The sequence below is a fragment of the Mucilaginibacter gotjawali genome, from assembly GCF_002355435.1.
Lineage (GTDB): Bacteria > Bacteroidota > Bacteroidia > Sphingobacteriales > Sphingobacteriaceae > Mucilaginibacter > Mucilaginibacter gotjawali.
This window is the reverse complement of record NZ_AP017313.1, coordinates 3,983,709-4,002,463: the sequence shown is the minus strand read 5'-3', so window position 1 is coordinate 4,002,463 and position 18,755 is coordinate 3,983,709. Positions and strand designations below refer to the sequence as shown.

Genomic DNA, 18,755 nt, shown 5'->3' with positions numbered 1-18,755 from the left:
AAATAACGTTTGAACATAGTGCTACAAAGCGGTAGTCCGCGACGAGGCGGAGCAAAGGTTTTTCTTATCTCGAACTCACGTTAAATAATAAATTTCCGATTTGTCGCGGAAAGGTTTTCGATGCCGTATTGTTTATAAATTCAACAAATAACCCTATGAAGACTTTATCAACCGTATTAATCCTCAGTTTTATCTTATTCAGCTGCAAAAAAGGCAGTAACCCCCAGGTAACGCTTAACGGTACATTAACAACTTGTCCGACAAATTCAACCTGTACTTATAATTACTATAACAATGCTGATTTTAAGGATTGGAGCAAGCCTGTCTCCGGCAACTCCAGGGTGTTTTGGTATAAAAGCGTAAATAATACGATATGTGATGCTGCTACCGAAATTTATTTTAAAACGGCCCTTAGCAACAACGATTTCGACATCACTTCAAACCAGATAGCAGCCGGCCAGGTATCGGGCTATGTGTTTTCCTGTGCATGTTGTGATGTATTGGCTAATGTTAAGCCGATAGGCGGCGAAATTAAAGGGAAGAGAACGGATGCTACACATTGGCTGATAAACGCATCCGTAATTATCGGAACAGCCAGTAACGCCCCGCTTGATACCATAATTGTCAATCAATATTTTGTTCAGCAGCAATTGCCATAGGGGAGTTGATTGAGTTAAATTGGGTTGATTAAGTTAGATTGAGTTGGATTAAGTTGATAAAGTTGGTTGAGTGAGCTCATAACCATATATAACTAAATCAACTACTCACCCAATCAACTACTCACAAATTCTTCCCCAATTTCTCCAGAATATCCTGCGGTACTTTTTCAAGGTCGAGTACTAAAAAGCCATCGAGGCAGTCGGCAAATTTAGGGTCGATATTAAAACAGATGATCTTAGCGTTCAGGGCAATATATTGGCGCAACAGCACGGGTACTTTGATGTTGCGGGTTTCCACTTCGGAGATCAATGCATCAAGTCCCTTAAAAGTATCTTCACCTTCCATCAAAAGGTCGGTATCGATGCTTTCCATATCAACCTTAAATTTTTTCCTCGGCCTCACAAACTGCGCCATTTCATGATCAAAATGGTGGCGGTTGATATAGTCGACAATCAGCGATTTGGAGAAATTCGAAAAAGAGTTGCTGATGCTTACCGGGCCAATCAGGTAACGGTAGCGGGGGTTGTCAATCAGGTATTTCAGGATCCCTTTCCACAGTAAAAACAGCGGAAGGGGTTTTTGCTGGTATTCCTTTCGGATCCACGAGCGCCCGAGTTCAATGCTCTTTTTTAGTACGGGCGTAAACTGCGATTTGATTTTAAACAGTTCCGAAACGTAGAATCCCTTTTTGCCGATGCTGTAAAATATTTCGTCGCCCAAACCAAGGCGATAGGCGCCTACAATCATTTTTGCTTCCACATCCCATATAAACAGGTGGTGATAGTAAATATCATATTCATCCAGGTCACTCGCCTTGTTGGTGCCTTCGCCAATATCCCTGAAAGTCAGCTCCCGCAGCCGGCCTATTTCGCGGATCACATTCGGGATAGTGGAGGTGGGCACGATAAAAACTTCGTAATTCTTCTCTACCCAAATGCGGTATTCATCCCGTAAAGGAGCTATTTCTTTTTCAAGGATCTCGCTGCTGATCTCTGGCGCTATTTCTACCGGTTGCTTTTTTATTTTGAAAATATTACGGGGATGAAATATCTTTTTTTCCTCTTCGAGCCCGGTACCCAGTGCATAAGTACGGGCCCTTAAATAATTTAGTAGTTTTGTGCTGTTATTAAATCCGGAGACGTCTTCCATACTAATAGGTTTGCCTATCCGCAGTTTAATGGTATGCCCGTGTTTGTTAAAAAGTTCGGACGGTAGTTTGGCTGTCCGCAATGCGGGATGTATTAAACTAAGTAAATTAAACAGCAGGCCATTATTGCCATGGAAATAAATAGGTACCACGGGTACTTTAGCTTTCGCGATGATCTTGCCCACCACCGGGTGCCACATGCGGTCGGTAACCTGCTTTTTATCCACCTTAAAGGTGGATACTTCGCCAGCCGGGAAAATGCCAATCGGTGTTCCGTTGGCCAATAATTCAAGTGTGGTTTTTAAGCCACTTATGGAGGAAGAATGATCAATATTTTCAAAGGGGTTTACCGCGATAAAATAATCGGCAAGGTTGGGGATTTTTTTTAGCAGAAAGTTGGCCATCAGCTTTGCATCGGGCCTTACCATGCACAATATTTTTAACAATACCATGCCCTCGATGCCACCATACGGGTGGTTGGCTATGGCAATAAAACTGCCCGTTTTAGGGATGTTCCGCAGTTCTTTTTCGTCAAATTCGATATCAATACCGCAGCCCTCCAGAATAGCGTCAACAAAATCAGGGCCCTGTTTAGGTTGTGCCTGGGCAAACAAATCGTTAACCTGGTTAATTTTCATCAGCTCCATCAGCAAAGCTGCCAGGCCGGGCATTTTCAGCTTATCCAGTTTGGTGGCTTTGGCAAACTCTTCGGTGGTGATTACTTTCATGGATGCAAAAATAAACCCTTTAACGGGTATTAATAATTTCCTTAAAAATTGTTTAATTTAAACCCTGACAAACCTTTGATGAAAAGCCGCATAAAACAACACCTCTCCATAACCAAAAAAGAATGGAACGGTTTGGTAGTACTTGTTATACTGATTGCAGGGGTATTAGCTGCGCCTTACGGCTATCGCCTGTTCCGCAAAGATAATACAATAAATTTCAAAGATTTTGACAAAGCGGCGGCACAGCTAAGCAGCGTTGAAAAAAATGGAACAATTGGTGACGGCGACCCAGGTACTGATGTCAAAATTACGAACCCGGTTATGTTTCCATTTGATCCAAATGTTTTAACCGTGCCGCAATGGAAGCAATTGGGTTTAAGCGGGCGACAGGCTAATGTGATATTGCACTACCGGGCTAAAGGCGGCCACTTTTATGTAAAGGAGGATGTTAAGAAGATTTACGCTGTTACTGCTGATGATTATAAAAGGCTTGAACCGTATATCAATATCCCCGAAGGGAACAAAGGCTATAAAAAAGCCAAACCCGGCGAGGTAATTGAACTTAACGGCGCCGATTCCGCAAAGCTGACGGCGTTGGAAGGCATAGGCCCGTCCTTTGCCGTCCGGATTATCCGCTACCGAAACCGTTTAGGTGGTTTTGTTAATAAAGAACAGCTGAAAGAAATCTACGGGATCGATTCTTTGGAATTTGCAGATATAAAGAACCAGGTTTCGGTAAATGCTGATAAAGTGAAAAAGATAAACATTAACACCATTTCGTTTGATCAGTTGCGGATCTTCCCGTATCTGAATTACAAGCAGTTGAACGCTATTATTCAATACCGCGCACAACATGGTAGTTATAACTCCATTGCTGATTTGAGAAATATTGTGCTGCTTGATGAAGGAATTTTACGTAAAATTGAACCTTATTTAGCTTTTAAATGATAGAACAGCAAATTAAAACCGCTATCCGCGATATACCTGATTTTCCGAAGCCGGGAATTGTTTTTAAGGATATAACCCCCATATTAAAGGATCCGCAATTATGTGTCAATATTGTCGATGCCTTTGTTGAAAAACTAAAAGGAATCCGGATAGATGCGGTAGCGGGGATTGAAAGCCGCGGCTTTTTATTTGGTCTTACCCTGGCCACCAGGTTGGGTGTTCCTTTTGTGCCGGTACGTAAAGCCGGCAAACTGCCTTTTACCATCAAACAAAAAGCTTATAAACTGGAGTATGGCACCGCAACCATCGAATTGCACACCGATGCTTTTGAACCCGGGCAGCATGTCCTGATCCACGACGACCTGCTGGCCACCGGTGGCACCGCCCTTGCAGCCAGCGAACTGATCCAGGAAATGGGTGGCGTAGTGGCCGGATTTTCATTTGTTGTGGGCTTAGGTTTCTTAAATGGGAAGGAAAGGATCTCGCCGGTTTGTGATAGGGTGGTGGTGCTGGCAGAGTATTGAATTGAAATGTCTGATCTCTTCAAAAATAAATACCGGATTTCATCTGCACGACTGCAAACCTGGAATTATGCTGATAACAGTTTGTATTTTATTACCATTTGCACAAAAGACAGGGAATGTTTTTTTGGAGACATTGTAGAGACGCGGTGCTCCGCGTCTCTCGCCGATATGCCCGAAAACAAAATGCAATTAAACGATCTGGGTAAAAAAGTTGAATCAGAATGGTTGAAAACAATTGAATTAAGACCCGACATGAATTTGGAATTAGCCGAATATGTTGTCATGCCCAACCATTTTCATGGGATCATATTTATCGGTGAAAATAAATATAACAATGATTATCCAAAATACATGGCGGGAGACGTGATGCATCACGTCTCTACGAATGGAATTGTTGATGATAGTCCTAAAAATAAATTTGGAAATCAATCGAAAAACCTTGCATCGATAATAGGCGGTTTTAAGGCAGCGGTTACCACATATGCCAGGAAGAATAACATTCCATTTGCCTGGCAAGCCAGGTTTTATGATCATATAATCACCTCGAATGAGGAATATTTGAAAATTGCCGATTATATCCTTTATAATCCCAATAATTGGCAAAAGGATAAATTCTACAAATAGCTGAGATTTAAGCCAATCATGGGTTGGTTGGCTGGAGACGTGATGCATCACGTCTCTACGAGATTTATAAGTTAAATTTTCTTTGTTAATAATATCCCTATCCCAGCTAAACCCATAATTCATACCGTATACCAATTTCGTCATTTTTCGGCAGCGTTTTATTTGAAACCAAAACACAAAATATTGCGTTACTTTGCTATAAATCAATATAAAACCTATGGATTCTTTGCTTACAGACCTGCCTGCCGGATACGACTTTTCTATCAGCGATCATCAGAAAATGATAGGCCAAACGGCTAAAGATTTCGCCGAAAAACACATCAGGCCGCATGTGATGGAATGGGACGAGGCCCAGTATTTTCCTATAGAACTGTTTAAAAAACTGGGCGAGCTGGGTATGATGGGCATATTCGTTCCTGAACAATATGGCGGTTCGGGCTTTGGTTATTTTGAATATGTAACGGTGATCAGCGAGATTGCAAAGGTATGCGGGTCGATAGGGCTTTCTGTAGCGGCACATAATTCCTTATGTACCGGTCACATCCTGGCATTTGGTAACGAAGAACAAAAACAACGCTGGCTGCCTAAACTGGCGACCTGCGAATGGCTGGGGGCCTGGGGGCTGACTGAAGCCAACACCGGCTCGGATGCGATGGGGATGAATACCACTGCCGTTTTGGACGGCGACCATTATATTGTAAATGGCTCCAAAAACTGGATCACCCATGGCAAATCAGGCAACGTTGCCGTGGTGATGGTGCGTACCGGGGAAAAGAATGATTCAAACGGCATTACCACGCTGGTAATTGAAAAAGGAACGCCCGGGTTTACCCACGGAAAAAAAGAAAACAAGCTGGGCATGCGCGCTTCAGAAACCACGGAACTGATATTTGACAATTGCCATGTGCCTGTAGCAAACAGGTTGGGTAATGAGGGTGAAGGCTTTAAACAGGCCATGAAAGTATTGGATGGCGGGCGGATCTCTATCGCTGCGCTGTCATTGGGGATCGCTAAAGGCGCATTTGAAGCAGCCGTAGCTTATTCAAAGGAACGGCGGCAATTCGGGCAGCCGATCAGTAATTTCCAGGGAATAGCGTTTAAGCTGGCGGATATGGCCACCGAAATTGAAGCCGCTGAATTGCTGATCATGCAGGCGGCCGACCTGAAGAATAAACACCTGCCGGTAACCAAACAATCGGCCATGGCCAAATACTATGCATCAGAAGTTGCCGTGCGCACGGCAACCGAAGCGGTACAGATATTCGGCGGCTATGGTTATACCAAAGATTTCCCGGTTGAAAAATATTACCGCGATGCCAAACTGTGTACAATAGGCGAGGGGACTTCGGAGATTCAGAAGATTGTGATCTCGCGGGAAGTGTTGCGTTGATTTGTTGAAAGGTTGAAAAGTTGGAATGTTGTTTGTAAGAGCATAGTTTCTTAAGTCCTCTCCTTTGGAGAGAATTTAGGTGAGGCAAAAGCAGTACTTCGGAGATACAGAAGATTGTGATTTCACGGGAAGTGTTGCGGTAAAATGAAATAAAACTTGCGAGGTTTTTAAAACTTCGCGAGTTTGTCGCTACATGATTTTCACTTGATAATAGCATTTAATTTCTGTATTTTTGTTTATAACGTAATCATGAATTATGGAACGTATTGTATTAGAAGTTGATGGCGCAACGGCGAGGGCATGGAGAAATACTTCCCCGGATTTAAGACAGGTATATGAGGCTAAGATAAATGCGATTTTAAAAGAATTGCAGGAAGTTGATGAGGATGGCTTTACCAAAGCACAACGGGATTTTTTGGCGAAGGAAGCTGCTGAAAATACCGAACGGTATGAATGGTGGAACGATGAGGATATGATGGCCGAACTCGACAGGCGTTCTGCTGATTTAAGAAGCGGAAAGGTTAAAGGGGTTTCATTAGAGGAATCAAAAGCATATTTGCTCTCCAGGCTCAAAAGGAATGAACTATAAAATTGAGCTGTTTCCTGATGCGATAGAAGAAATTGATGAATCGGCTTATTGGTACGAAAAATGTGTCGTCGGCTTGGGTAAAGATTTCATTGAGGCTGTTTACAACTCGTTCAATTCAATCGCTCTAAATCCTTTAGCATATCCCAGGAAAAAAGGCTACAGAGAGTTTGTTGTTAAAAGATTTCCGTTTCTTATTATCTATGAATTTTTGGAAAAAGAGGATGTCATAAACGTGCTTCATGTTTTCCATACAAGCAGGCACCCTAAACGTAAGTATAGGAGAAAGTAACAGCGCTATTGCTTATAGACATCAGAGATTCAGAGGATTGTGATTAGTAGGGAAGTGTTGACGTAGTGGTCGTCAAAATATTTAGCGTATTACTACGTTGGATTGTTATCATCTCAGCTTTTGATCATAAATTGAAATATTTCAAATTCTTACTGGTTTCGGCGACAGTATTCGTAGCGTATAGTGGTATCGCATTTGCGTGCCTTTTATATTACTTTACAAGCGCTGCTAAAGCCGGTAAACTAAATTATGAGTTAAATATATCTGGGGTTCACATGCCCTTATTGAAAGATACTGTCTTTAACCATGAAAAATGTTTGATCACACACTGCCCCTTAACATTAACAAATAATTCAAATGATACCTTAAAATATATAGCCATGTCTGCCTCCTGGTGGGATTTGTATTCACTGGACAATAAAAACTTTGCATTTGCCGCTGACCCGTGGAATGTTTTTAAAAATTGCCCGGAAGTACTTATATTGCCACCACATCAATCGACAACGAAAATTATTCCAATCATAACCTGCAAAAGCTATTATCGCGGCCAACAAGTACGAATTGGATTAAGCTTACAACGATTAGGATTTGAATTTCCAAATTTAAATATGAGTTATGTTCTGCCATTGGTTAAAACAACTCACCTAATTTGGTCAAATGCTGTCACCGTTAATTGAGATCCACCTAATCAACTAATTCAAATCCCCCTTTGCAATTCCAAAAACTTTCCCTACATTTGCCGTCCCTGAAAGGAGGTATATCGGGAATTATGATCATTATCAACGTAAAAGACGGCGAATCATTAGACAAAGCATTGAAACGCTTCAAAAAGAAATTTGAAAAAACCGGAGTTTTAAGAGAACTTCGCAGCCGCCAGGCCTTCGAAAAGAAGTCTGTAACCCGTCGCCACGTGGTGAAACACGCCATCTACAAACAAAATATGAACTTAGAACCAACTGTTTAATTTTTTTAAATTTTTTTAAAAAAATTATCAGATTTTCTAATCAATATATCAAAACTATTTGTACATTCATCATTCGGATGTACAAGTAGTTTTTATGTTTACAGAGCGTTTTATCCGGTATATTCAGTTCGAAAAAAGGTACTCTCCACACACTGTATCTGCTTACCAGTCAGACCTTGACCAGTTTACCGGCTTCTTAAATAATCCGCAAAAACTATCCCCGCCTCCTCCGCCTGTTATTACCCATCCTTCGCAAATTACGCATTATCATATCCGCAACTGGATGGTTGAATTGATGAACCAGCATATCATTGCCCGGTCTATCAATCGTAAAATTGCCACCCTGCGCAAATACTTTAAATTTTTACTGCAGGAAGGCGTTATCGAAATTAATCCGGCTTCAAAAATAAATACCCCCAAGATCCCAAAAAACCTGCCGGTAATTGTGGAAGATGTAAAACTTACCCAGATGCTTGACGATAATGAGGTTTTTGGTACCGATTTTAAGGGCCTGCGCGACAAACTGGTTATTGAAATGCTTTTCGGTACGGGTATGCGCCTTTCGGAGCTGATGGGCGTAAAGGATAGTGATATTAATGAGTACGAAGGCACTATAAAGGTTTTGGGTAAGCGGAATAAGGAACGTATTATCCCGGTGAATAACGAACTGAAATTATTAATTGCTGAATACCAGGAGTTAAAGAAAAAGCAGGATTTTTTTGGTAACAATTCCTTAACCTTAATCGTTACAGATAAAGGAGCCAATGCTTACGCCAAGTTGATCTATTTAATTGTGCAGAAATACCTTTCCTACATATCTACCCAAAATAAAAGGAGCCCGCATGTACTGCGGCATACCTTTGCAACAAGCTTATTAAACCGTGGCGCCGATCTGAACGCCATTAAAGAACTTTTGGGCCACGCTAACCTCAGTGCCACCCAAATATATACGCATAATTCAGTTGAGAGGTTAAAATCTATTTACAAACAAGCCCATCCAAAGGCATAAAAAGGAGGAATCATGAAAATTACAGTGCAATCTATTCGTTTTAATGCAGACAAAAAATTGTTGGATTTTATCCAGAAGAAAGCAGATAAGCTTGATACCTTCTATGATCAGATCATTAACGGAGAAGTTTATTTAAAGCTTGAGAATGTGGAAGATGAAGCCAATAAAATAACGGAGATTAAACTGTCACTGCCGGGCAGCCAGCTATTCGCAAAGGAGCAATGTAAAACGTTTGAAGAAGCTACCGACCTGGCAATTGAAAGCCTGCGCAAGCAGGTTGATAAGTATAAACAAAAGAAAAATGATGTTGCCGCCGCGGCCAAAAAGGCTGCCCTGGTTGCGGAAACAGAAGAATTTTAAGTAATTAAACAGCGAAATTTTAGCAAAATCGGCGGGTTTTTAGCCCGCCGATTTTTTTTTAAAATTAAATTTTGTTCAGCACTAAAAATGTGTAAATTTGCAATCCCTTTCGGAGAGGTATACAACGGTCTTCCTCTTTATTAAACGGGTGGTTCTTTAAAATAAAATACAGCCTGATTAATTAGCCGGCACTTCGCGAAAGATCATTGATATGATCAACGGAAGTAAAAAGGGTAATAAATTAAGCCTCCTTAGCTCAGCTGGTAGAGCGACTGACTTGTAATCAGTAGGTCATTGGTTCGATCCCGATAGGAGGCTCTGTTAATTTAAGAATTACGATTGCAAAACATTCGTAAATCGTAAATCAAAAATCTTAAATCAACAAATGGGGGGATACCAGAGCGGTCAAATGGGGCAGACTGTAAATCTGCTGCTTCGGCTACGAAGGTTCGAATCCTTCTCCCCCCACAAAGGTTGAATTAGTGAAGGAGTGAATTAGTGAGTTTTTTAATTCACTAATTCAACAACTCACTAATTCACTAATTAAAAAGCGGAAGTAGCTCAGTTGGTAGAGCGATAGCCTTCCAAGCTATAGGTCGCGAGTTCGAACCTCGTCTTCCGCTCTTGGTGGTTTATTAGTTCATGAGTTCAATGGTTCATTAGTATCGGCGAACTAAACCAAAGAACAAATTAACCAAAGGACCAATGAGCAAAAATAGCCGACGTAGCTCAGGGGTAGAGCACTTCCTTGGTAAGGAAGAGGTCATGGGTTCAAATCCCATTGTTGGCTCAATGTTATTATAACAGCATTAAAAAGAATACAATTTTAAGTTTAAATTAACCTACAAATAATAAAAATAGATCATGGCAAAAGAAAAGTTTGACCGCAGTAAGCCGCATTTAAATATCGGTACAATCGGTCACGTTGACCACGGGAAAACAACCCTGACCGCAGCTATTACAAAAGTATTGGCTGACAAAGGTTTATCAGAAGCCCGTTCATTCGATTCAATCGACTCAGCTCCTGAAGAAAAAGAGCGTGGTATTACTATCAATACAGCACACGTTGAGTACTCAACTGCAAATCGTCACTATGCGCACGTTGATTGCCCGGGACACGCCGACTATGTGAAAAACATGGTTACAGGTGCTGCGCAAATGGACGGTGCTATCATAGTAGTTGCTGCTACTGATGGTCCGATGCCACAAACCCGCGAACACATCCTGTTAGCACGCCAGGTAGGTGTACCTGCACTTGTTGTATTTATGAACAAGGTTGACATGGTTGATGATCCGGAATTATTAGAACTTGTTGAAATGGAGATCCGTGAATTATTATCATTCTATGATTATCCAGGTGACGATATCCCTGTTATCCAGGGTTCAGCATTAGGTGGTCTTAACGGCGAGCCTAGCTGGGTTGAAAAAATTATGGAACTGATGAACGCGGTAGATACTTACATCCCTATCCCGCCACGTTTAACTGAACTTCCTTTCCTTATGCCTGTTGAAGACGTATTCTCGATCACTGGTCGTGGTACTGTTGCTACCGGCCGTATCGAGCGTGGTATCATCAACTCTGGTGAGCAGGTTGATATCCTGGGTATGGGTGCTGAAAACTTAAAATCAACTGTTACAGGTGTGGAAATGTTCCGCAAGATCCTTGACAGGGGTGAAGCAGGTGATAACGTAGGTTTATTGTTACGTGGTATTGAAAAAACAGATATCCGTCGTGGTATGGTTATTTGCAAACCAGGTTCAGTAACTCCGCACACTGATTTCAAAGCAGAAGTTTACGTATTATCAAAAGCTGAAGGTGGCCGTCACACGCCTTTCTTCAACAAATACCGTCCGCAATTCTATTTCCGTACAACAGACGTTACAGGTGAAATTACCTTAGCTGAAGGTGTAGAAATGGTTATGCCAGGTGATAACGTTACCATCACTGTAAAGCTGATCAACGCTATCGCAATGGAAAAAGGCTTACGTTTCGCTATCCGTGAAGGTGGCAGAACAGTAGGTGCCGGCCAGGTAACTGAAATATTGAAATAAGGCCCCCCTGCCTCCGCCAGCTAGCGGAGGAGTAAAGGGTAAGGTTAATTAGGCAAAGTACTTAGCCAGAAACGGCTAAGTACTTTGTTGATATTAGAAAAGCACCGATTAAAGTCCCTTTAGGGATTTAGGGCTAAGGATAAACGGGAATAGTTCAATGGTAGAATAGAGGTCTCCAAAACCTTTGATCAGGGTTCGAATCCTTGTTCCCGTGCATAACAGAAAAGAAATGGCTAAAGTATCTGAGTATATTAAAGAGTCTTACATTGAGTTAACAGAAAAAGTTACCTGGCCAACCTGGAGAGAATTGCAAAACAGCGCCGTTTTAGTTTTGGTTGCTGCACTTATTATTGCAATGATCATATTGGTAATGGACCAAAGTATACATTATGTACTCGACCTGTTTTATAAATCACTAACCTAATAGTATAGCGTAATAATATGAGTGATCAGGTAAAATGGTATGTAGTGCGTGCGATAAGCGGCAAGGAGAAAAAGGTTAAGCAATATATTGATGCCGAAATAAACCGTTTAGGCATTACACATTTGGTTCCGCAGGTATTGATACCTACAGAAAAATATTACCAGATGCGTGATGGAAAGAAGATTGCCAAAGAACGCAATTTTTTCCCGGGGTATGTTTTGATCGAAGCAGCGCTTGACGCGGAGATTGAGCACATCATCAAAAATATAAATAGTGTTATAGGGTTTTTAGGCGACAAAGCCGGAAACGCTATCCCGTTGCGCCAGGCCGAAGTTAACCGTATTTTAGGTAAGGTTGACGAAATGACTGCCCAGGGCGAAACCATGAATGTGCCTTATTATATAGGCGAGGGCGTAAAAGTAATGGACGGCCCTTTCAACGGTTTCAGCGGTGTGATTGAAGAAGTGAACGAGGAAAAGAAAAAGTTAAAAGTAATGGTAAAGATCTTCGGGCGCCGTACGCCGCTTGAATTGAATTACATGCAGGTAGAGAAAGAATAGATTTGAGATATGAGATTTGAGATGTGAGACATCGAACAATCAGGTATATCAAACGCAAAATATTTAAGATTTGAAAATAGATAGGAGTCTCAAATCTCCTATCTAACATCTCAAATCTAATAAAGATAAATGTTACATAGCTTCCACTACTAACATTAGGTAAATAAATTAAATAAGTAAAAATGGCAAAAGAAGTCGGTGCGATGGTGAAACTGCAGGTAAAGGGCGGCGCTGCAAATCCATCACCTCCAATTGGCCCTGCATTGGGTGCAAAAGGGGTGAATATCATGGAATTTTGCAAGCAATTCAACGCACGTACCCAGGACAAACCTGGCAAAGTGTTACCGGTAGTTATTACTGTTTATGTCGACAAGTCATTCGATTTTATCATCAAAACTCCACCCGTTGCTATCCAGTTACTGGAAGCCACAGGTTTAAAGAGTGGTTCAGCTGAGCCCAACCGTAAAAAGGTAGCCAATGTAAATTGGAGCCAGGTTGAAACTATAGCGAAAGATAAAATGACTGATTTGAATGCATTTACAGTAGAATCAGCCATGAAAATGGTGGCAGGAACTGCCCGCAGTATGGGTATAACCGTATCAGGTACGGCACCCTGGAACTAACAATCAATTTCGGATTTCAGATTTTCAATTTCGAATTTAAATTGAGAAAACGGGAGCCGATTATTAACGTTTTGAATGAGGAACAGGCAAGGATAATATATCCGAAACCGAACATCCGAAATTCGAAATACAAAAATTAAATCAGTTTAAGACAGTGGCTAGATTAACAAAAAATCAAAAAGTGGCACTCTCCAAAATTGAGGCTAACAAAGCGTATTCTTTACAGGATGCTACAAATTTGGTAAAAGATATTACTAATACCAAGTTTGATTCATCTGTTGATATCGATGTTCGTTTAGGTGTTGATCCGCGCAAAGCCAATCAAATGGTGCGTGGTATTGCTACCTTACCTCATGGAACCGGAAAAACTGTGCGTGTATTGGTGCTTTGTACTCCTGATAAGGAACAAGAAGCGAAAGATGCAGGCGCGGATTTTGTAGGTTTGGATGATTATATTGCCAAAATTGAAGGCGGATGGACTGATGTTGATATTATTATTACTATGCCAAGTGTAATGGCTAAGGTAGGTCGTTTGGGTCGTATTCTCGGTCCTCGTAACCTTATGCCAAACCCTAAATCAGGAACAGTAACTGCCGACGTTGGCAAAGCTGTAACTGAGGTAAAAGGTGGTAAAATCGACTTCAAGGTTGACAAAACCGGTATCATCCATGCCTCAATTGGAAAAGTATCTTTCCCTGCTGATAAAATTTATGAAAATGCTTTGGAAGTATTGCAAACCATTTCAAAATTAAAACCATCAGCAGCAAAAGGAACATATTTTAAGAGTATCCATATCTCTTCAACCATGTCGCCTGGAATTGCAATTGAAACTAAAACAGTAGCGGGGATCTAAATCATGAACAAAGAAGAAAAACACGAATTAGTAGCCTCCCTTGCTGAACAGATGAAAGAGTACGGTAATTTTTATATTACTGATACTGCAAATCTTACGGTTGCAAAAGTAAACCACATCCGTCGTCAATGTTTCGAAAGTGACATTACGATGCAGGTAGCAAAAAATAGCCTGATCAAAAAGGCGATGGAAACTATCGGCGGCGATTTTAGCCCAATGTATGATGTGCTTAAGGGTTCATCATCCATCCTTTTCTCAAAATCAAGTACTGCCCCGGCAAAACTGATCAAAAAGTTAAGGAAAAAAGGCGAGAAACCTATTTTAAAAGCTGCATACATTGATGCATCGATTTTTGTAGGCGATAACCAGCTGGACACTTTGATCAACTTAAAATCAAAGGAACAATTGGTTGGCGAGATCATCGGATTATTGCAATCACCAGCAAAGAATGTTATTTCGGCACTGCAATCAGGCGGAAATATACTGGCAGGCGTTGTAAAAACATTACAGGAAAGAGGTTAACGAACACCTTAAAGTTCGATATTAAAAAACAAAAAGCATTAAAAGTAAAATTTAAAATAAAATGGCGGATTTAAAAGCGTTTGCTGAACAGTTGGTAAACTTAACAGTAAAAGAAGTAAACGAATTAGCTCAGATCTTAAAAGATGAGTATGGCATTGAGCCAGCTGCTGCAGCTGTTGCTGTTGCTGCACCTGCTGCTGGCGGTGGCGATGACGCTCCTGCTGAAGCTGCAGTTCAAACTGCATTTGACGTAATCCTGAAAGAAGCAGGCGGCGCTAAATTAGCAGTTGTAAAATTAGTAAAAGACCTAACCGGCCTTGGCTTGAAAGAAGCTAAAGACTTAGTTGACGGTGCACCTAAAGAAGTTAAAACTGGTGTAACTAAAGAAGAAGCTGAATCTTTAAAGAAACAATTAGAAGAAGCCGGAGCAGTAGTTGAGGTTAAATAATTTAACCAATCCGAATATAGCATCAGACTCCGACCTTTTTGGTCGGGGTCTATTGCTGTTTATAATGAGGAGATTTTTAGATGTGAGATATGAGATGTGAGATTTTTAGCGTTTTTTTAAATAAAAATGCTGACAATTCAATTCACCAGTTAAATATCTCAAATCTCATATCTCAAATCTCACATCTACCCAAAAACATCTATCAAGTTTATTATTAAACTAAAAATTTAATCCCTTGGCAAACAAAATTAATCAAAGAGTAAATTTTGCAACCAGCAGAAAAGTATTGGATTATCCCGATTTTCTTGATGTGCAGTTGCAATCTTTCCAGGAATTTTTTCAATTGGAAACTACCTCAGACAACCGTTATAAAGAAGGGCTGTTTAAAGTGTTTGCCGAAAATTTTCCTATCTCCGATTCAAGAAACATCTTCGTTTTAGAGTTTCTTGATTACTTTATTGATCCGCCACGATATGATATACAAGAGTGTATCGAGCGCGGGTTAACTTACAGTGTGCCTTTAAAAGCCAAGCTTCGCCTTTCATGTAATGATGAAGAGCACGAAGATTTTGAAACCATTGTGCAGGACGTGTACCTGGGAACTATCCCTTACATGACACCTAAAGGCACCTTTGTGATCAATGGCGCCGAGCGTGTAATTGTTTCGCAATTGCACCGTTCACCAGGCGTATTCTTTGGCCAGAGCCGCCACACCAACGGTACAAAACTGTATTCGGCCCGTGTTATTCCTTTCAAAGGTTCATGGATCGAATTTGCTACAGACGTTAATAACGTAATGTATGCTTATATTGACCGTAAAAAGAAATTCCCGGTAACTACCTTACTGCGTGCGATTGGTTATGATTCTGATAAAGACATCCTGGAATTATTTGAACTTGCCGACGAAGTAAAAGTGAGCAAATCAGGTCTTAAAAAATTCATCGGCCGTAAACTGGCTGCAAGGGTTTTAAAGAAATGGGTTGAAGACTTTGTGGACGAAGATACCGGCGAAGTTGTTTCTATTGACCGTAACGAGATCATCCTGGAACGCGAAACCGTGCTGGAAGACGATCATATTGATATGATCATTGATGCCGGTGTAAAAACGATCATCCTTAACAAGGAAGATTCAACCACCAGCGGTGATTATACCATCATATATAACACACTACAGAAAGATACTTCAAACTCCGAAAAAGAAGCGGTTGAGCATATCTACCGCCAGTTGCGTAACGCTGAACCACCTGATGAAGAAACAGCCCGTGGTATCATCGACCGCCTGTTCTTTTCGGATAAAAGATATGACCTGGGTGATGTGGGCCGTTACCGCATCAACCGTAAGTTAAAACTGAGCACCTCTGACGAGACCAAAGTTTTAACCAAGCAGGACATCATTGCGATAGTGAAATACCTGATCAAACTCATCAACTCAAAAGCTGAGGTGGATGATATTGACCACTTATCAAACCGTCGTGTACGTACCGTTGGCGAGCAGTTATATGCCCAGTTTGGTGTTGGTTTGGCCCGTATGGCCCGTACCATCCGCGAGCGTATGAACATCCGTGATAACGAAGTGTTCACACCTACCGACCTGATCAACGCGCGTACTTTATCATCAGTGATCAACTCGTTCTTCGGAACAAACCAGCTTTCACAGTTCATGGACCAAACCAACCCACTGGCAGAGATCACGCACAAGCGTCGTCTGTCAGCCTTAGGGCCCGGCGGTCTGTCACGTGAGCGTGCAGGTTTCGAAGTTCGTGACGTCCACTACACGCACTACGGTCGTTTGTGTACCATCGAAACTCCGGAAGGACCGAACATTGGTTTGATCTCTTCACTTTGCGTACATGCCAAGATCAACAACTTAGGCTTTATTGAAACCCCGTACAAACGTGTGGTTGATGGTAAAGTACAGGTTAAGGAAGATGTTATTTACCTGTCGGCAGAAGATGAAGACGGAAAAACTATCGGCCAGGCCAACGCGCATTATGATGATAATGGTGTTTTTGCACTACCTAAAGTAAAAGCCCGTTTTGAAGGTGACTTCCCGATCATTGATCCGGAAAAACTTGACTTAATGGACATCGCGCCAAACCAGATCACTTCGATCGCGGCTTCATTAATTCCGTTTTTGGAACATGATGATGCTAACCGTGCATTGATGGGATCAAACATGCAACGCCAGGCAGTGCCTTTATTGCGCCCTGAAGCGCCAATTGTTGGTACAGGTTTGGAAGGCCGTGTTGCGAAAGATTCGCGTACGCTGATCAACGCCGAAGGCGATGGTGTGGTAGAATATGTGGATGCAAACGAAATCCGCATCCGTTATGACCGTAACGAGCAGGACCGTTTGATCTCTTTCGAAGGCGATTCAAAAAGCTACCGTTTAACAAAATTCAAGAAAACTAACCAGAGCACTACCATCAACTTAAAGCCGATTGTTAAAAAAGGCCAGCGCGTTGAAAAAGGACAGGTGCTTTGCGAAGGATATGCTACCCAGGATGGTGAGCTTGCGCTTGGCCGTAACCTTAAAGTGGCTTTCATGCCTTGGCAGGGTTATAACTTTGAGGATGCGATCGTAATTTCTGAGCGCGTGGTTTCGCAGGATATTTTCACTTCACTTCACGTTGAAGAATTTGAACTGGAAGTACGTGATACCAAACGCGGTGAGGAGGAATTGACACCGGATATCCCTAACGTATCAGAAGAAGCTACCAAAGATTTGGACGAAGACGGTATTATCCGTGTAGGCGCTGAAGTTAAGGAAGGCGACATCCTGATCGGTAAGATCACTCCGAAAGGCGAATCTGACCCTTCACCGGAAGAAAAACTGTTGCGTGCCATATTTGGTGACAAAGCCGGCGACGTGAAGGATGCTTCGTTGAAAACTCCTCCGTCAATTGCGGGTGTGGTTATTGATACCAAATTATTCTCTCGTGCCAAAAAAACTTCAAAAGCTGAAGAAAAGGCGCAGCTGGAAAAACTGGATACCAAGCACGAAAAAGCAATTAAAGAGCTTAAAAATATCCTGATCGAGAAATTGTTCGAGATCGTAAACGGTAAAACATCACAGGGTGTTTACAATGTTTACAAAGAACTGCAGGTGCCTAAAGGCGTTAAATTCACCCAAAAAATATTGGTTGACCTGAACTTTGAAAACATCAACCCGACCAAATGGACCACTGATGACGACAAGAACGATTTGATCAAGATCCTTCTGCATAACTATAACATCAAGGTTAATGAGGAATTGGGCGCTTACCGTCGTGATAAATTTGCGATCAGCGTAGGTGACGAGTTGCCATCAGGTATCGTGCAAATGGCTAAAGTTTACATCGCCAAAAAGCGTAAGCTTAAGGTGGGTGATAAAATGGCGGGCCGCCACGGTAACAAAGGTATTGTTGCACGTATTGTACGTGACGAAGATATGCCTTTCCTTGAGGACGGAACACCGGTTGATATCGTGTTGAACCCGCTGGGTGTACCATCACGTATGAACCTTGGGCAAATCTACGAAACTGTATTGGGCTGGGCCGGTAAAGAGCTGGGCATTAAATTCGCTACTCCTATTTTTGATGGTGCAAGCCATGGCGAAGTGGAAGAGTGGGTTAAAAAGGCAAACTTACCTGAATCGGGCCGTACCTATTTATACAATGGCTTAACCGGCGACCGTTTTGACCAGCAAACAACTGTAGGTATTATCTACATGCTGAAACTGGGACACATGGTTGACGATAAGATGCACGCGCGTTCAATAGGGCCATACTCATTAATTACACAACAGCCATTGGGTGGTAAAGCACAATTTGGTGGTCAGCGTTTTGGTGAGATGGAAGTTTGGGCACTGGAAGCATTCGGTGCATCCAACATCCTGCAGGAAATATTAACCGTTAAATCGGATGATGTTATCGGCCGCGCCAAAACATACGAAGCTATTGTTAAAGGCGAAAACCTGCCAACACCATCAGTTCCTGAATCATTCAACGTATTGGTTCATGAGTTAAGAGGTTTAGGTTTGGATATAACGTTAGAATAATT

General features: G+C 41.7%; 20 protein-coding genes and 5 tRNA genes. 24 read left to right on the top strand and 1 reads right to left on the bottom strand.

Features of this window, described 5'->3' with window-relative positions:
- Positions 1-155: 155 nt before the first annotated feature.
- Positions 156-659, top strand: coding sequence for a hypothetical protein (locus MgSA37_RS17690; protein ID WP_096353782.1), 504 nt, complete (start codon positions 156-158; stop codon positions 657-659).
- A 121-nt stretch (positions 660-780) separates the two neighbouring features.
- Here MgSA37_RS17690 and MgSA37_RS17685 read toward each other — a convergent pair whose 3' ends face one another.
- Positions 781-2,535, bottom strand: coding sequence for a lysophospholipid acyltransferase family protein (locus MgSA37_RS17685; RefSeq protein WP_096353781.1), 1,755 nt, complete (start codon positions 2,533-2,535; stop codon positions 781-783).
- Between the two features lie 78 nt (positions 2,536-2,613).
- Between MgSA37_RS17685 and MgSA37_RS17680 the strand changes: the two genes are divergently transcribed.
- From MgSA37_RS17680 to rpoB, 23 genes are all read left to right on the top strand, one after another.
- Positions 2,614-3,483 carry a helix-hairpin-helix domain-containing protein gene (locus MgSA37_RS17680; RefSeq protein WP_157750618.1) on the top strand — a complete coding sequence of 290 codons (870 nt, stop codon included), beginning with the start codon at positions 2,614-2,616 and terminating at the stop codon, positions 3,481-3,483.
- A complete protein-coding gene (locus tag MgSA37_RS17675) occupies positions 3,480-4,007 on the top strand; it encodes an adenine phosphoribosyltransferase (RefSeq protein WP_096353778.1) in 528 nt (175 codons plus the stop codon). The genes MgSA37_RS17680 and MgSA37_RS17675 overlap by 4 nt, the downstream gene beginning before the upstream one ends.
- 6 nt (positions 4,008-4,013) lie before the next feature.
- Positions 4,014-4,631, top strand: a complete 618-nt coding sequence (locus tag MgSA37_RS17670) for a transposase (RefSeq protein WP_096353776.1) — start codon at positions 4,014-4,016, stop codon at positions 4,629-4,631.
- Positions 4,632-4,848: 217 nt separating this feature from the next.
- Positions 4,849-6,021, top strand: a complete 1,173-nt coding sequence (locus MgSA37_RS17665) for an acyl-CoA dehydrogenase (RefSeq protein ID WP_096353775.1) — start codon at positions 4,849-4,851, stop codon at positions 6,019-6,021.
- Positions 6,022-6,277: 256 nt separating this feature from the next.
- Complete coding sequence (locus MgSA37_RS17660; RefSeq protein ID WP_096353773.1) at positions 6,278-6,610, top strand: hypothetical protein; 333 nt, start codon at positions 6,278-6,280, stop codon at positions 6,608-6,610.
- Positions 6,600-6,899, top strand: a complete 300-nt coding sequence (locus MgSA37_RS17655) for a type II toxin-antitoxin system RelE/ParE family toxin (protein WP_096353772.1) — start codon at positions 6,600-6,602, stop codon at positions 6,897-6,899. The genes MgSA37_RS17660 and MgSA37_RS17655 overlap by 11 nt, the downstream gene beginning before the upstream one ends.
- A gap of 131 nt (positions 6,900-7,030) precedes the next feature.
- Positions 7,031-7,576: a hypothetical protein gene (locus MgSA37_RS17650; RefSeq protein ID WP_096353770.1), complete on the top strand. Its 546-nt coding sequence runs from the start codon at positions 7,031-7,033 to the stop codon at positions 7,574-7,576.
- 92 nt (positions 7,577-7,668) lie between these two features.
- The gene (gene rpsU / locus MgSA37_RS17645) at positions 7,669-7,863 is read left to right on the top strand and encodes a 30S ribosomal protein S21 (RefSeq protein ID WP_096353768.1); all 195 of its coding nucleotides are present in this window, start codon (positions 7,669-7,671) and stop codon (positions 7,861-7,863) included.
- Between the two features lie 58 nt (positions 7,864-7,921).
- Positions 7,922-8,872 carry a tyrosine-type recombinase/integrase gene (locus MgSA37_RS17640; protein WP_311732887.1) on the top strand — a complete coding sequence of 317 codons (951 nt, stop codon included), beginning with the start codon at positions 7,922-7,924 and terminating at the stop codon, positions 8,870-8,872.
- 12 nt (positions 8,873-8,884) lie between these two features.
- On the top strand, positions 8,885-9,232 hold the full coding sequence (hpf, locus tag MgSA37_RS17635) for a ribosome hibernation-promoting factor, HPF/YfiA family (RefSeq protein ID WP_096353765.1): 348 nt from the start codon (positions 8,885-8,887) through the stop codon (positions 9,230-9,232).
- A gap of 245 nt (positions 9,233-9,477) precedes the next feature.
- Positions 9,478-9,550 (top strand) — tRNA-Thr (locus MgSA37_RS17630).
- A 69-nt stretch (positions 9,551-9,619) separates the two neighbouring features.
- Positions 9,620-9,700, top strand: a tRNA-Tyr gene (locus MgSA37_RS17625).
- 82 nt (positions 9,701-9,782) lie between these two features.
- Positions 9,783-9,855: transfer RNA gene (locus MgSA37_RS17620), tRNA-Gly, on the top strand.
- Between the two features lie 95 nt (positions 9,856-9,950).
- Positions 9,951-10,022, top strand: a tRNA-Thr gene (locus MgSA37_RS17615).
- 74 nt (positions 10,023-10,096) lie between these two features.
- Entirely contained in the window at positions 10,097-11,284 is a 1,188-nt protein-coding gene (tuf, locus tag MgSA37_RS17610) for an elongation factor Tu (RefSeq protein WP_096353764.1), read from the top strand.
- A 143-nt stretch (positions 11,285-11,427) separates the two neighbouring features.
- A tRNA-Trp gene (locus MgSA37_RS17605) sits at positions 11,428-11,498 on the top strand.
- Between the two features lie 15 nt (positions 11,499-11,513).
- On the top strand, positions 11,514-11,708 hold the full coding sequence (secE, locus tag MgSA37_RS17600; RefSeq protein WP_096353762.1) for a preprotein translocase subunit SecE: 195 nt from the start codon (positions 11,514-11,516) through the stop codon (positions 11,706-11,708).
- A 17-nt stretch (positions 11,709-11,725) separates the two neighbouring features.
- Positions 11,726-12,268 carry a transcription termination/antitermination protein NusG gene (gene nusG, locus MgSA37_RS17595; RefSeq protein ID WP_096353761.1) on the top strand — a complete coding sequence of 181 codons (543 nt, stop codon included), beginning with the start codon at positions 11,726-11,728 and terminating at the stop codon, positions 12,266-12,268.
- A 182-nt stretch (positions 12,269-12,450) separates the two neighbouring features.
- Positions 12,451-12,891, top strand: coding sequence for a 50S ribosomal protein L11 (gene rplK, locus MgSA37_RS17590; RefSeq protein WP_096353759.1), 441 nt, complete (start codon positions 12,451-12,453; stop codon positions 12,889-12,891).
- Between the two features lie 154 nt (positions 12,892-13,045).
- Complete coding sequence (gene rplA, locus MgSA37_RS17585) at positions 13,046-13,744, top strand: 50S ribosomal protein L1 (protein WP_096353758.1); 699 nt, start codon at positions 13,046-13,048, stop codon at positions 13,742-13,744.
- 3 nt (positions 13,745-13,747) lie between these two features.
- Entirely contained in the window at positions 13,748-14,266 is a 519-nt protein-coding gene (gene rplJ / locus MgSA37_RS17580; protein ID WP_096353756.1) for a 50S ribosomal protein L10, read from the top strand.
- A 61-nt stretch (positions 14,267-14,327) separates the two neighbouring features.
- Positions 14,328-14,714 carry a 50S ribosomal protein L7/L12 gene (gene rplL, locus MgSA37_RS17575; RefSeq protein ID WP_096353755.1) on the top strand — a complete coding sequence of 129 codons (387 nt, stop codon included), beginning with the start codon at positions 14,328-14,330 and terminating at the stop codon, positions 14,712-14,714.
- A 235-nt stretch (positions 14,715-14,949) separates the two neighbouring features.
- On the top strand, positions 14,950-18,753 hold the full coding sequence (rpoB, locus tag MgSA37_RS17570; protein WP_096353753.1) for a DNA-directed RNA polymerase subunit beta: 3,804 nt from the start codon (positions 14,950-14,952) through the stop codon (positions 18,751-18,753).
- The last annotated feature ends 2 nt before the right edge of the window (positions 18,754-18,755 follow it).